We start from the raw sequence: 13,927 nt of genomic DNA on the forward strand, positions 1-13,927 counted from the left end.
ATATTTAAAGGCAATAAATCAAATTTGTATGGATTTTTAATTATATATTATGATTTTGAAATTCTTTTGGACTCATTCCTACTTCTTTTTTGAAAATCCTTGAAAAATGGGAAAGACTTTTAAAGCCTACCATTTCAACTATTTCACTTACGTTAAATGAGCCCTTGCTTAACAGTTTTTTAGCCAAGTTTATTCTTGTTTCTGTTATAGTGGAAGATAGGTTTTTTCCTGTTATATTTTTATATAATCTTGATAAATAAACTGGATTTAAGCCTATATAGTCAGAAATTATATTAAGTGATAATTCTTTATTTATATTTTGTTTTATATATTTATCAACTTTGATTATGACTTTATGCTGCATAGCATAATTATTCTCATCATGTGATTTGTTATAAAGCCATTGTCCAATTTCTATTAGCTTTTCAAAAGTACTTATATTCCATGAAGAGAATGCTGTAGAAAAGATGTTAAAATTAAAGTTTTTTTTAAATTCATCTAATAAATTAGTCTCAATTAAGTTATTTAATATTAAAGCGCAATAGCTATTATAAATATATAATTGAATTTCAGGTATATTTATAATTCTCATAGAATGAATTATGTCTTTTAATAGCTCAAAAAAATGATCTTTATTTTGTTGTTTCAATTGAGTGTTTAAATTTTCTAGTTTATTTTTTATGTTATCAAAGTCATTAATATCTTCATTATATATTGAGGAGTTATAAAGGGGTGAATCTGATATAACTTTTTTATTCAAAAAATTATCTTTATAAGTTAATTCATTTATTAGGTTATTGGTTTCTTTATTTAACTCTTCTATATCAAGTAGTTTTGCTTTGATAATGAAAGACAAAATAATTTTGTAGTATGAAAAGGCATAATTTTGTAAATATTCAATATAGTCGGTTATAATATCCTTAATATTACAATCTTCTATTTTAATATTCTTTTTTTGAATTAGCCAAATTCCTAATTTAGGATTTGATAGAAATATTAAATGGACACTAAAGTCCTCTTTTATTAATGATTCAAAAAAATTTGTAATCATTGTTAATAAAACTTTATATGATTCAACTCCAGAGATTGATTTTTCCTCATCAATTCTTAATCCTACAATTTGAAATGGTATATTTATATTTATTTCAATTTTTAAATCTTTGATTTTTTCTTCAACAGTTTCTTTATTAAAATTCTTATTAAATAAAATATCTATAAGGATTTTATTTCTTAAAGAGGGCAGTGCTTCATTGAAATTTTGCTGCATTAATTTGTAGTCAGAATCTTTCTTTTTATTTTCTTCAACTTTCTTGATACAACTATCAACTGCATTTAATAATAAGCTGTTTTCTTCCCCTTTTAATAGATAATAAGAAGCTCCTAGTTTTATAGCTTCTTGCGCATAACAAAAATTATCATAACCAGAGATAACAATAATTTGGTGATTTTGCCATTTTTCTTTAATTTTTTTTATTAGTTCTAAACCAGATATTTGAGGCATATTTATATCAGTTATAATGATATCTATGCTTATTTTTTGTAATAGATCTAAAGCTTCATTCGAACTATAGCAGGTATAAATATCTAGACTTGTTTTATTTCGTTTTTTTAAAAAGGCTGCTAGACCATCAGCAATAAAAGCTTCATCATCAATGATTAAAATTTTATACATTATTTTTACCTTCTTTTGGGATTTTTATTTCTACACAAAGTCCACCATATTCACTTTTGTAAAAGGATAATCCGTAATTTGGTCCAAAGAATAGTTTTAATCTTTTATTAATATTTATTAGTGCTGTGTTCTCAATGTTTAATTCTTTATTATTAACTTTTTCATTTAATTCTAAAAATAGTTTTTCATTTATATCTGAGCCATTATCTGAAACAGATATATAAATATTATTATCTATAATTTTTATTCCAATATGTAATTTTTGAGTAATTTCATTTTTTAATCCATAATTAAAAGCGTTTTCAACAATTGGCTGTATTATTAATTTGGGAACAATAACGTTATTTATACTTTCTGGTAATTGGTCCATTATTAAAGTTAAATGTTTTGCGAATCGTATTTTCTGTATTTCACAATAATTTCGTGTATGTTGATATTCTTCATACAGAGATGTTTCTTCATTTTTATTTCTTGTAATATAACGATAATATTTGCCAAGATATTCAGTAATAGAAACAATACTTTGATAATCTCCATATTCTGCCATTAAGTTAATATTGAAGAAACTGTTATATAGAAAATGAGGATTGATTTGAGATTGTAGTTGTTTTAAATTAGCTTTTTCTGTAAGCAATTGCTGTTCATATACTTCATTGATTAGTTTTTCAATATTAACGCACATTTTGTTGAAAGTGCTGTATAGATATTTAAATTCATCATTTTTATTAGTGGTTATTGGCTTTATATTTTTAAAATTTTGTTTTTCAACTTTTAAAATATATTTTATTAAATTTTGTATTGGTTTATTAATCATACGATTAAAAAACCAAGTAAAAAGAAGTACAACACTAATACCAAATACTATATAAAGAATAAAATATAATTTATAAGGATTTTGTTTTTCTTCTACATAGCTATAAGGGACTAATAAACTCAAACCAAAATTTGATACTCCAAGATTTTTATAGAAACTTAGAAATTTCTTATTTTGTGAATAAAATTCGGAATTATTCTCTAATTTAATTAAATCATCTTTAGATAAATCAAATAAATCTTTTTTATTATTAGTTAAATAAAAATTTTCATCTGAGTTCAATAGAATTAGAAAAAAGCTTTCATTATTTTGATATTTTTTTAAATTCTTTATTATTTCTGAATTGGAAAATACAAAAGTGACATAGAAATTATTTTTTTCATCATCACTGTTTAATCCATGCCTCGAGTATAATGTTTTATAAATTAATTTGTCATTTTTTATAGATATTTCATTTTCCCCAGTAGCGTAGTCACTTTTTAAATCCTGAGCACCATATATTGATGAGAATGAAATATTAATTTGAGGGATACTGACAATTATTTCTTCTACTAAAGGACTTATTTCTTTCATTGATTTTATAAAATATGAAATATTTATTTTTTTTTCATATATATCAAAACTATCCATTATTGGATGAGAATCAACAAGATAGTTTAGTTCATCATTTAATAATAATTGATATTTAATAGATTGTATTTTATAAGTTTCGGATTCCAACATATTGTAAAATGATAAAACTGAAGTATTAAAAGTGTTATTAATTTCTTGATTAATTATATCGAATCCTTTTTTGTACGTCATAATTCCTAGCATAAACAAAGGAATGAAAAGACATAAAAAAGCTAGAAAAAATTTCACTTTTATACTGTAAAATATAGAGGGTAGTCTTTTCATAAATATCTCCAATTCTGATGTATGGAATTTAGAATTTAATATAATTAATATTATCCTAAATTAAATTTTAAATAATAGTTTTTACTTTTTCCAAATTAGATTAGATTGCTAAATGAAACTAATTAATAAAAAAAAATAAAAATATATAAAATCTGTTAATTTTCAGATTTTATTGTTAATAACTATAATAATGAAAGGATAATGCTAATAGATTAAACTCATAATAACATAACTTTTTAATGTTGGAAAAATAATTTTTAAGTTTTGTGTTTTATATTAAAGAAATATGTAACATATAAAAATAATTAGTAATTAAAAATAAAATTATGGAGCACTATCCATTGGTGCTTTTTTTTAATCTATACAGGCAAAGCATAAATATAAGTTATGCAATTTATTTTTAAATTGATAATAACTTTTGCTAATTATTTTTGTCAAATAAAACTTATTATAGTAGATATTAATCAAAAAAAGTAGATAAAAATCATGTTCAAATGATATATACAAATTAAAATTATATTTGAAAGAGGTTGTTAATGGATAAATTAATTATGCAATTTTTAGGTACAGGAGCTGCTGAAGGTATTCCTAGTCCTTTTTGCAGATGTAGAGTTTGTGAAAATGCAAGAAAAGTAAAAGGAAAAGAAATACGACATAGATCTTGCTTTAGGTTATCTAATGAAGTCTTGATAGATTTTGGTCCAGATGTATTTTCACAACTTGTGAAATACAATCAAGATTTATATGATTTAAAACATCTTTTGATTACACATTTTCATGCAGACCATTTGGATGTAGGTAATTTATTTTTGAAACCAATGGTCTCTAGAAAAAATGGTGAAAAACTTAATGTATACTTAACAGAAAAACTATATGATATGTTGGATCGTGGTGATAAATTAGGATTATATAATCAAGAACATTTTATAACTGAAAAGTTTAAAGATGATTATATTTTCCATAAGGTTGATTTTTTTAAGCCATTTAAAGTAGGACAATATTTAGTAACTGCTATAAAAGGAGAACATTACGATATTACTCCTCAGAATTCTTCAAATTTTTTAATAGAACTACCTAATAATAAAAAGATATTGTATGCACTTGATACTGGATATTATTCTAATGAATCTTTTGAATATTTAAAAAATTATAAATTAGATATTTTAATAATAGAATCTACTTTTGGATCTTTAGATCGAGGGCCAACTCCTTTTTCTCATTTGGATATTAGGGGAAGCTTCAACGTATGTGATTCTCTTTTTGAGAATGGAACTATAACAAAAGATACAAAAGTTTATTTTTCTCATATCAATCAAGAACAAGAATATACACACCAAGAATTTGTAGATAAATGTAATTCAATAAAAAGAGATTATAGCGTTACCGTCGCCTATGATGGTTTAACAATATATAAATAAAAGGAGATAAAAATGAAGAAAATAATTACAATTTTGATGTTAGTAATTATGTGTTTTGGTTTTGTTTTTGCACAAGGCCAAGAAGAAAAAGTTGCAGTTGAGAAAAATCTTGATCCTGCTAGTACAGATCCATTTTTAGGATATGAGAATCCTGTAGAGATTTCATTTGCTAAAATGTTACGTCCTAATGCCCATTTTCCAAAAGGACAATCTGTAGAAGATAACACATTAATACGAATGTTAAACGAGAAACTTAATGTTGATATAAAAATAGACTGGCAAACAGTAAGAGAAGACTATAACAACAAATTATCCCTAAATATTGCATCGGGAGATTTAGCAGATGCATTTATGATTACTGATTATCTTACATTTAGAGAATTAGTGGATAATGATATGTTAGCGGACTTATCCGAGGCTTTTGAGAATTGTGCTAGTGATTATTTTAGAGAAACTCTTGCAACTTATAATGGCAAAAGTTTGGATACTTTAACAGTAGATGGAAAGCTTTATGCTCTTCCTTCAGCAAATATTGGATATGAACATAATATATTATTTTTGAGAAAAGATTGGCTTGATAAACTTGGACTTGAAGTTCCTAAAACTCTCGATGAGTTGAAATTTGTTTTAAAAGAATTTGTAGAAAAAGATCCTGGTAATAATGGTGAAGGAAACACTATTGGTCTTGCAATTCATGCTACTGATCCTCTAATGGGATATAAAAACAAATATGGAGTTGAACCAATTCTTCATAGTGTTGGAGCTTATCCAAGACAATGGATGTTAGATGATAATGGAAAAGTTTATTATGGTTCAACTACTCCAGAAATGAAAGAAGGGCTAGAAATTCTTCATGAAATGTATGAAGAAGGACTAATTGATAAACAATTTATTACTAGAATCGGAACAGGAGAAACAGATGCTATAGTAAATTCAGGATTAGCTGGTGCTTTCTATGCTCCTTGGTGGGGTTTTAATAATGAACTTTATAGACTTAATAATGACGCAGAATTAATTGCAGTTAATGCCCCTCTTGATGAAAATGGTAAATATAATCATTTGGTAGCAGCTCCTGTTGGGGATATGTTTGCTGTTTCAAAAGATTTTGAAAATCCTGAAGCACTTGTGAAAATCATTAGCCAAGAATATGAATGGTATAGAGGGTTCGATCAAGCAGGATATCAAAAGCTTTATGATGATTTATTATCAACTGGATCTGATAGAGAAGCAATTTTCCCTACAAGTAGTTTTAACCTAGAATATAATGATGTTGTTCCAAAACTTGGAAAACTTGTTAAAGAATATGTTGATACTGGTGTATTAAATAAATTACCAACAACAACTTCTTATGATATAGCCCAAGCAGAAAGTGCAAAGCGTTTTGCCGAAGGAAAAAGTGAACCAGGAACAACTGCAGAAAGTGATTTTAAAGCCTATTATAGAAGATATATAGCTTCTAACATATTAGATGCTCCTGAGAATAATCCTGTTTCTTCTGCTTATTATTATACAACTGATTCCTCACCTTTATTAAAGCCAACTTTAGATAAACTTGAGCAACAAATGGTTCTAAAAATTATCACAGGCGAAGAGCCTATCGAATATTTTGATGAATTTGTTGAACAATGGAAAAAACTTGGAGGAGATACTCTTATTTCTGAAGTACAAGCTTTGATGTAAAAAATGTTCCAGATGGCTTATGCCATCTGGAATAAATAAGGTAAATAAATAAGAGAGAGACAAATGAAAAATAAAGTACATGATAGATATTATCATTTGATGTTACTACCAGGAATGATCTTATTAATTATTTTCCATATTATACCTATGGGTGGATTAATAATGGCATTCCAAAACTTTAAGCCAATTAAAGGTATTTTTGGTTCTGAGTTTATTGGATTAAAAATGTTTAAGCATTTTTTAGCACTTCCAGATTTTAAGCAGATTTTATTTAATACATTATTTATTGCAGTTGGAAAGATACTCATAGGCATGATAATTGCGATACTATTTGCGCTATTATTAAATGAATGTAAAAATGTAAAATATAAAAGATTTATTCAAACTTCTGTATATTTACCTCACTTTTTATCTTGGGTAATTTTAGCTGTTATCTTCAGCAATTTTTTATCTTACGGGGGTAATCTAAATAGATTATTATCTATTTTCGGAGTTGAATCTAAGATGTTTTTAGTTGATAACGATTACTTTAGAACTATAGTAATTTTAACCGATGTTTGGAAAGAATTTGGCTATAATGCTATTGTATACGTAGCTGCAATGACTGCAATTAATCCAAGTTTATATGAAGCTGCTAGAATTGATGGCGCTAATAAATTTCAAGAAATTTTAAATATAACTCTTCCAGGTATTTTAGTAACTATAGTCTTAATGTTAACACTTAATATTGGGCATATTTTTGATGCTGGATTTGATCAAATCTTTAACTTATATAGTCCATTAGTATATGAAACTGGTGATATTATTGATACTTATGTATATAGAGTAGGTTTAACAAGTAGACAATATAGCTTAGGTACTGCTGTAGGTTTATTTAAATCAGTAATAAGTTTTATATTATTAACAACTTCATATAAATTAGCCGATAAATATGCTGGCTATAAACTATTCTAGGAAAAAATTATGAAGAAAAAAAAATCTGTTTTTAGCATTATTATTAATATAGTTTTATTGGTTTTTGGATTAGCTTGTTTATATCCAATTTTAAATACTCTTGCTATTTCTTTGAGTGATAGAACAAGTGCTGCATTGGGTCAAATTACAATTTTCCCAAAAAATTTTAATACAGCCGCTTATAAAACACTTTTGGAAGAAAAGCAATTCATGGTTTCGTTTTTTGTTTCGGTAAAAAGAGTACTTTTAGGAACTACTATTAATATGGTAATAACTATTTTAATGGCTTATCCTCTTTCTAAGAGTGAATCAACTTTTAAAGCAAGAAAGTATTATATTTGGATTGTTGTTTTTACAATGATGTTTAATGGTGGTTTAGTTCCAACCTTTATTCTTATAAAAAATTTAAATTTAATTGATACTATATGGGCCTTAGTACTTCCTTGTGCAGTCCCTGTATTTAATGTAATTTTATTAATGAATTTTTTTAGATCTGTTCCTAATTCTTTAGAAGAAGCTGCTTTAATAGATGGGGCATCTGTAAATAAAGTTTTATGGCAAATATATGTTCCTCTTTCAAAAGCCGCACTTGCTACAATATTATTATTTAGTATAGTTAAGCATTGGAACTCTTTTTTCGATGGAAAAATCTACATAAATTCCTTGTCAAAAATGCCTTTGCAAACATATATTCAGTCTCTGATTGTTGAAATTAGTCCAGAACAAATGATGAATATGGCGCAAGAAGAAATAGATAAATATTTGGATGTTTCTAATTTAACTTTCAACTCTGCAAAAGTAATTGTATCTATAATTCCTGTATTAGTAATATATCCATTTATTCAAAGATATTTTGTTACTGGTATTGTTTTAGGCTCGGTAAAAGAATAATTAAAAAATGTAACTGAAAAAACTGTGTGTTTATATTGATGCCGCATTTGTTTATGATATGAGATTATATAAAAAATTTCTAAGATTAGTTTTAATTAATCCTAGAAATTTTTTTATTATTTTTAAATAATTATTTATAAGACTTCTTTATATCTATATTGTAAATATTTGCTCAACATTAAGTTTTTTTAAAAAGTCACACGCTTTATAATAATCAGCTTCTCTGTTCATCGCTTCATAGCTATGAACATCAAGTCCAATTATAACCTTGGCTTTATAAGATGAAGCTATTTCCCAAAAGAAATTGTTTGGATATCCTATATATTTGTTAAAGTCTGAATTATAGAATCCATTTATATTGTATTCGAGAGGTATATTATTCTTTACACAAGCGTCAATCAATCCTTCTGCAATTTTTATTGCTACTTTGTCTATTTTAGGATATCGGAGGAAACAAAAATCTGGATGAGCAAATATATCGTATATTCCTGAATCAATTGCCTTTAAAGTACTATCTAAATACAAAGACAAATCTTTCTCAGTTTGGCAATTGCCAAATTTTTTGCCGGTTTGTTCATTTAAATAAAAATGATTCCCAAAAAGAAAATAATCGAAAGAATATTTTTCTTTAATTTCCTTCATGTAATTTAATTGATTTGGGACATACTCATATTCAAGACCTTTTTTTATAATAATTTTATCTTTGTATAATAGTTGAAATTTTTCTAATTCATTTACATAAGAGGGAAGTTCATTTTTTGACATTCTTATCACAGATTTTTCTATGTCATCATATAAAGGTCCATGATCAGAAAACCCTAAAATATTATATTGATTTTTAATTGCTATGTTTATTGTTTCTTCTATAGAATTGGTTGCATGTTTACAAAATGGAGTATGCGTATGATAGTTTGTTTTCATGGTTATATTGTATACTTTTCTTTTTTATTTATCAATTTAGATGTATTTGTTATTTAAAAAAGTTTCACTCATATATTAGAAAAATTTAATGCAATATTATATAGTTTTTTTGATTTAATAATCTGATATGAATATATAGAATAAATCAAATTGAATTGATTTATAGGATAAATAATAATATTATGAATTATATTGCTATTGGAGTTATTTATGATGAATAGATATAAAAGAGGATTTTTATCTGGCTTAGTATTTACTTCTATGTTTTTTATACTTAATTTTTTCTTTACAGAATTAAATTCATGGTATTTTTATGTAATTCTTTTCTTAATATGGTTTGGAATTGCTAGCTCTAAATGGTGGGAAGATTCTTTAATAGAACATTCTAAAAGAAAAAAGAAAGATAAAGACAAGGAATAGATTATTTATGAATAAAATAAAAGCATTAGTGTTGATTACTTTAAATGAGGATGAGAAGAAGATATTTACTCAATTTGAAGATTCAATAGATTTTACATTTAAAGATTCTGAAAAAGAGAGAATTGAAAAAGAAGATGTATTTGCTGCAGAAATTATTATTGGGCATCCCCCAAAACATTGTTTAAAAGAAGCTTCTAATCTTAAATGGATTCAAACAATTTCTTCTGGTGTTGATTTTTATCTGCAAGGTGAAATATTGCCTAAAAAAGCTATTATTTGTAACGCTAAAGGTTCTTATGGGCAAGCTCAATCAGAGTTTATGTTTGCTATGCTTTTATCATTAATGAAGAAACTACATATTTATAGAGATAATCAAAACAAAGCTTTATGGAGAGATGAAGGTTCCGTTATGGTTCTTAGAGATTCTACTGCTTTAGTTATTGGCTTAGGTGATATTGGTAGTGAATTTGCAAAAATTTTAAAAGCTTTTGGGGTTTATGTTATAGGGGTTAGGAGAGATGCTTCAAAAGAATGTCCTTTTGCTGATGAAGTTCATTCTTTTAAAGATTTAGATTCTGTAATTCCAAGAGTTGATATCATTGCTATGGTTGTTCCCTCTACTCCAGAAAGTAAAAACCTTATGAGTAAAGAAAGAATAGCTCTAATGAAAGAAAATGCAGTACTTGTTAATACAGGTAGAGGTGTTACTGTTGATAATGAAGTTCTTTGTGATGCTATAGAAAATAAAAAAATAGCAGGAGCTGCTATTGATGTATTTGATCCAGAACCTATTGATAAAAATCATAGAGCTTGGAATATAGAGAATTTAATTATTACACCACATGCTGCAGGGCAAAACTATATGGAACATAACTGGAAGAATACTTTAAAACTAATAGAAGCCAATCTTAAGTTATATATAGAAGGAAAAAAATTAATAAATATAGTAGATAGAGATATATACGAATTTTAAATTTATAAAACATAAGCTAGTGGTAGCCAATGTATAAACTTTAAAAAAATCTATTTATTTGATAATTCTTTAGCTTTAAGTATTTTTTTATGTTTATACATTTCTGTATCTACTTGTTTATAGAATTCTGTAAAATTTTCATTGCCATTATAAATTTTTGTTCCTAGAGCAAGTACAATGTTATATGGCTTGTTGATTGATTTTTTTTCAAGTTTTTTGTTTATAATTTCTTTGTCGTCTTCAAATAATTTATTATCAGTATCATAAATAATACATGCAAATTCGTCACCACTAATTCTATAACTTTTCCCTGTATCATTAATAGTTTCTTTTATTGCATTATATGATTCTACTATTGCATAATCACCTTCAATATGACCATAGGTATCATTTATTTTCTTTAAATGGTTTAAATCTAGTAAAGCTAATCTAAAAACTTTTCTTTGATCAATTAATTTTTCAACGTCTCTTTCAAATGCTGTTCTATTCCAACCTTTTGTTAGATAATCTTCATATGCAAGTTGTTTATAAATCAAAGATTTATTTCTAGCTTCCATTAAATCATGAAGAGATTTAATAGCATCAATCATAATAAGTAAGAAGAAGCCAAAAACACCAAAAGCAAGATATTTACCTAAATTTTGATAAACTCCTAATAAAAATAATCCCATTATGATTGCAGCAGAAACAAATAGTGCTATGAAAATAAGTAGGTATTGTCTAGCTTTACTATTATCTTTTTTATAGCCTTCATTTATTAAAGTATATAAGATTATGAAAGCTGCAATAGTAATTATTATTATTGAAAAAATTGTAGTTGCAAGTAATGAAAGAATTCCTGTAACTTGAAGAATCATTTCACAAATTAATAAAACTATTATTGAAGTTGCGAGATATGTAGTTAATTTTTTAAAACCTTTTAATACGATATCTCTGAAAAATAATACTATTATTAGAGGTAATACTAAGTTTAGAATATAGCTGGTGCTAGATATTAAAAATCTATTAGGAATTAATATTTGTAGTAGGGTAGATTCTGAAATTATCCATAACCCAGCAGAAATACCAAAAGCAGAAAGATATATAATGTGCTTTTTAATTCCTAGTTTTTTTGTCCAAAACATAGTGATTATTGCAAAAATACTAAAAAGGATTATGAAAAGAGAAATAATAAGATTAATAAAATTTTCTTTTATAAGATTTAATATTATTGCTTCACCTTCTCCTATCATTATTGTATTTAATAATCCAGAAAATTGGGTAGTAGGGGTGGAAAAAGTAATTTTTAAAGTTTTTCCTATTGAATCAGCTATAGGAATATTAAGTAATTGCCAGGATGAAGGATAGAATCCATTTAATTTATTAATGTTTTTTGTCATATCAAATGAATATATTTGTTGATCATCAATATAAGCATTAACATCCATCATCGAAGATCTTATTCTAAGAATAGGGTAAATAAAATCTTCTCTATTTATTGTCCTTTCAATCGAATAAACTGTTCCTGGTTTTAAATGGTAATTTTGAGGTAATTTAGTTGTAGTTTCTACTATATCATTGTAAGAAATAGTCCAGCCTTCATTAAATGAAGCTATTTTCTCTCTATTAACTCCCATCCCTGTTGAATCATCAGTAAAGGTAAAGAATAAGATAGAAAAAATATATAAAACTAATAAAGATATATTAATTATAGAAAACATATTAGTTTTTTTTGTATGCATATTCTCTCCTTAATTTATGATTATAAACAAAAATTTGAAATAAAAAAAGTTTTTACTATTTTATTACTTCTAAAATTTTTAAATTCTAGAGCACATTACCATTTATTAATTATTCTTTTGTTTTTTATTTTCTATATAGTAGAAAACGATTTAATAATATCTTATTGAATAATACCTATTCAATATAAAAAAGAAATATATTGCCATAATAATAAGATATTTAATATTTATAGGTATAATTTTTTTAATATTAGCATTAGAAAAATTAATTGTGTTGTAATAGATTTCTTTTTATTCTATTTTTCTTAATATATGCATAGCCTTTTATTATTTATTTATATTTGTAATAATAGAATTAATTAACCAAAATTTTTATAAAAATTATATTATACATGTTATAATTTTCTTAATAAGAAAAAGCTTTATTTGTTAAGATGTTATGGAGGATTATAGTGAAATTAAAGTTTGAAGAGACCCGTATGGATTTATTTACGCGTAAATATTCTGTTAAAGAGAGAATTTTTCTCTATTATATGGGTTTTTTTGCTGTTTTTTCATTTTTAACTATTATAACAAATATAATTTATGGTTTAAGTTTTTCCTTTAATTATAAATGGATGTTTATATGTGTTTTTTGTTCTTTTATGGGAATTTTAGCAATTAAAAAAATAAAAACATATTTAATTCATAGAATTGGTATTTATGTTATAACGCTTATAATTTTGCCAATAGCTTGGTTATCTAGTTCAGGGTTAATATCCCCTTCGATAATATATTCAATTGTTGTAATGTTACTTATTAACTTTATTTTAGTCGGTAAAGAGCGAATAATTTTAAATTCAATTTTAACATTAGTTAATTTAGGCTTGATTGCACTTTTCTATAATTATCCTCAAGTTTTTAAACAGATGAATGCTCAAGAGCAATTTATTGATTGGATGGTTAATATTCCTGTAGTTTTTGCGTTCATTGCTATTTTATTAATTGTTTTTGAAAGAGCTTATGAGAGAGAAAGATTTGTTAGTTTTAAAAAGACAAAAGAATTAGAAATCCTCTCAACAACTGATGCTCTTACAGGTTTAAAAAATAGAGTTAATTTAAATCATGATATTAATCTTTTAATAAATCGTTATAAAGAAGTGGGAACTATTTTTTCTGTTATAATTCTTGATATAGATCATTTTAAAACTTTTAATGATACCTATGGGCACCTTAAAGGGGATGAATGTTTAAAAACTATTAGTGGAATACTAAAAGATGCTACAAAGCAGAAAAGGTATAAAGCCTATCGTTTTGGTGGAGAAGAGTTTTTAATACTTTTATCTGATACTGATCAAAATGAAGCAGTAAAGTTTTCACAAGAATTGAAAGAAACAATTGATAATTATGCAATACCTAATATCAACTCAGATGTTAAATCTATTATTACTGTTAGTATGGGTATTTCTACAACCTCAGAAAATTATAATGTAGATATTGATACTTTATTAAAATATGCAGATAAAGCTCTTTATAAAGCTAAGACTTCTGGTCGTGATAAGATTGTATGTTTTGATAAGTAATAAT

11 protein-coding genes are annotated in these 13,927 nt (G+C 25.3%); 7 read left to right on the forward strand and 4 right to left on the reverse strand.

Annotated features, from left to right (window positions below):
- Nucleotides 1–40 precede the first annotated feature (40 nt).
- Complete coding sequence (locus ACZ5RS_RS06425; protein WP_464638523.1) at nucleotides 41–1,672, reverse strand: response regulator transcription factor; 1,632 nt, start codon at nucleotides 1,670–1,672, stop codon at nucleotides 41–43.
- Nucleotides 1,665–3,290, reverse strand: a complete 1,626-nt coding sequence (locus tag ACZ5RS_RS06430) for a sensor histidine kinase (RefSeq protein ID WP_464638524.1) — start codon at nucleotides 3,288–3,290, stop codon at nucleotides 1,665–1,667. Before ACZ5RS_RS06430 ends, ACZ5RS_RS06425 begins: the two co-directional genes overlap by 8 nt.
- Nucleotides 3,291–3,919: 629 nt before the next feature.
- Between ACZ5RS_RS06430 and ACZ5RS_RS06435 the strand changes: the two genes are divergently transcribed.
- The 4 genes from ACZ5RS_RS06435 (at nucleotide 3,920) to ACZ5RS_RS06450 (ending at nucleotide 8,326) form a co-directional block, all read left to right on the forward strand.
- Nucleotides 3,920–4,801, forward strand: coding sequence for an MBL fold metallo-hydrolase (locus ACZ5RS_RS06435; protein WP_464638526.1), 882 nt, complete (start codon nucleotides 3,920–3,922; stop codon nucleotides 4,799–4,801).
- 12 nt (nucleotides 4,802–4,813) lie between these two features.
- Entirely contained in the window at nucleotides 4,814–6,481 is a 1,668-nt protein-coding gene (locus ACZ5RS_RS06440) for an extracellular solute-binding protein (protein ID WP_464638528.1), read from the forward strand.
- Between the two features lie 63 nt (nucleotides 6,482–6,544).
- On the forward strand, nucleotides 6,545–7,435 hold the full coding sequence (locus tag ACZ5RS_RS06445; RefSeq protein ID WP_464638530.1) for an ABC transporter permease: 891 nt from the start codon (nucleotides 6,545–6,547) through the stop codon (nucleotides 7,433–7,435).
- A gap of 9 nt (nucleotides 7,436–7,444) precedes the next feature.
- On the forward strand, nucleotides 7,445–8,326 hold the full coding sequence (locus ACZ5RS_RS06450) for a carbohydrate ABC transporter permease (protein ID WP_464638532.1): 882 nt from the start codon (nucleotides 7,445–7,447) through the stop codon (nucleotides 8,324–8,326).
- 153 nt (nucleotides 8,327–8,479) lie between these two features.
- Here ACZ5RS_RS06450 and ACZ5RS_RS06455 read toward each other — a convergent pair whose 3' ends face one another.
- On the reverse strand, nucleotides 8,480–9,247 hold the full coding sequence (locus ACZ5RS_RS06455; protein ID WP_464638534.1) for a histidinol-phosphatase: 768 nt from the start codon (nucleotides 9,245–9,247) through the stop codon (nucleotides 8,480–8,482).
- Nucleotides 9,248–9,457: 210 nt separating this feature from the next.
- On the opposite strand from ACZ5RS_RS06455, the gene ACZ5RS_RS06460 reads away from it, so the two are divergent.
- Together ACZ5RS_RS06460 and ACZ5RS_RS06465 are read left to right on the forward strand one after the other, a co-directional pair.
- Nucleotides 9,458–9,667, forward strand: coding sequence for a hypothetical protein (locus ACZ5RS_RS06460; protein ID WP_464638536.1), 210 nt, complete (start codon nucleotides 9,458–9,460; stop codon nucleotides 9,665–9,667).
- A gap of 7 nt (nucleotides 9,668–9,674) precedes the next feature.
- Nucleotides 9,675–10,640 (forward strand): D-2-hydroxyacid dehydrogenase, encoded by a 966-nt coding sequence (locus ACZ5RS_RS06465; RefSeq protein WP_464638538.1) that lies wholly within the window; start codon nucleotides 9,675–9,677, stop codon nucleotides 10,638–10,640.
- A gap of 50 nt (nucleotides 10,641–10,690) precedes the next feature.
- Here the strand turns inward: ACZ5RS_RS06465 and ACZ5RS_RS06470 are convergent, their stop codons facing one another.
- Complete coding sequence (locus ACZ5RS_RS06470) at nucleotides 10,691–12,361, reverse strand: GGDEF domain-containing protein (protein ID WP_464638540.1); 1,671 nt, start codon at nucleotides 12,359–12,361, stop codon at nucleotides 10,691–10,693.
- Nucleotides 12,362–12,813: 452 nt separating this feature from the next.
- Between ACZ5RS_RS06470 and ACZ5RS_RS06475 the strand changes: the two genes are divergently transcribed.
- Nucleotides 12,814–13,923 carry a GGDEF domain-containing protein gene (locus ACZ5RS_RS06475; RefSeq protein ID WP_464638542.1) on the forward strand — a complete coding sequence of 370 codons (1,110 nt, stop codon included), beginning with the start codon at nucleotides 12,814–12,816 and terminating at the stop codon, nucleotides 13,921–13,923.
- The last annotated feature ends 4 nt before the right edge of the window (nucleotides 13,924–13,927 follow it).

This window comes from Pleomorphochaeta caudata, assembly GCF_055395745.1.

Excerpts from the sequence above, each read along its gene's own strand:
- ACZ5RS_RS06465 (WP_464638538.1), top strand. The coding sequence starts at position 9,675 with ATGAATAAAATAAAAGCATTAGTGTTGATTACTTTAAATGAGGATGAG.
- ACZ5RS_RS06440 (WP_464638528.1), top strand. The coding sequence starts at position 4,814 with ATGAAGAAAATAATTACAATTTTGATGTTAGTAATTATGTGTTTTGGT.
- ACZ5RS_RS06470 (WP_464638540.1), bottom strand. The coding sequence starts at position 12,361 with ATGCATACAAAAAAAACTAATATGTTTTCTATAATTAATATATCTTTA.
- ACZ5RS_RS06425 (WP_464638523.1), bottom strand. The coding sequence starts at position 1,672 with ATGTATAAAATTTTAATCATTGATGATGAAGCTTTTATTGCTGATGGT.
- ACZ5RS_RS06460 (WP_464638536.1), top strand. The coding sequence starts at position 9,458 with ATGATGAATAGATATAAAAGAGGATTTTTATCTGGCTTAGTATTTACT.
- ACZ5RS_RS06455 (WP_464638534.1), bottom strand. The coding sequence starts at position 9,247 with ATGAAAACAAACTATCATACGCATACTCCATTTTGTAAACATGCAACC.
- ACZ5RS_RS06435 (WP_464638526.1), top strand. The coding sequence starts at position 3,920 with ATGGATAAATTAATTATGCAATTTTTAGGTACAGGAGCTGCTGAAGGT.
- ACZ5RS_RS06445 (WP_464638530.1), top strand. The coding sequence starts at position 6,545 with ATGAAAAATAAAGTACATGATAGATATTATCATTTGATGTTACTACCA.
- ACZ5RS_RS06450 (WP_464638532.1), top strand. The coding sequence starts at position 7,445 with ATGAAGAAAAAAAAATCTGTTTTTAGCATTATTATTAATATAGTTTTA.
- ACZ5RS_RS06430 (WP_464638524.1), bottom strand. The coding sequence starts at position 3,290 with ATGACGTACAAAAAAGGATTCGATATAATTAATCAAGAAATTAATAAC.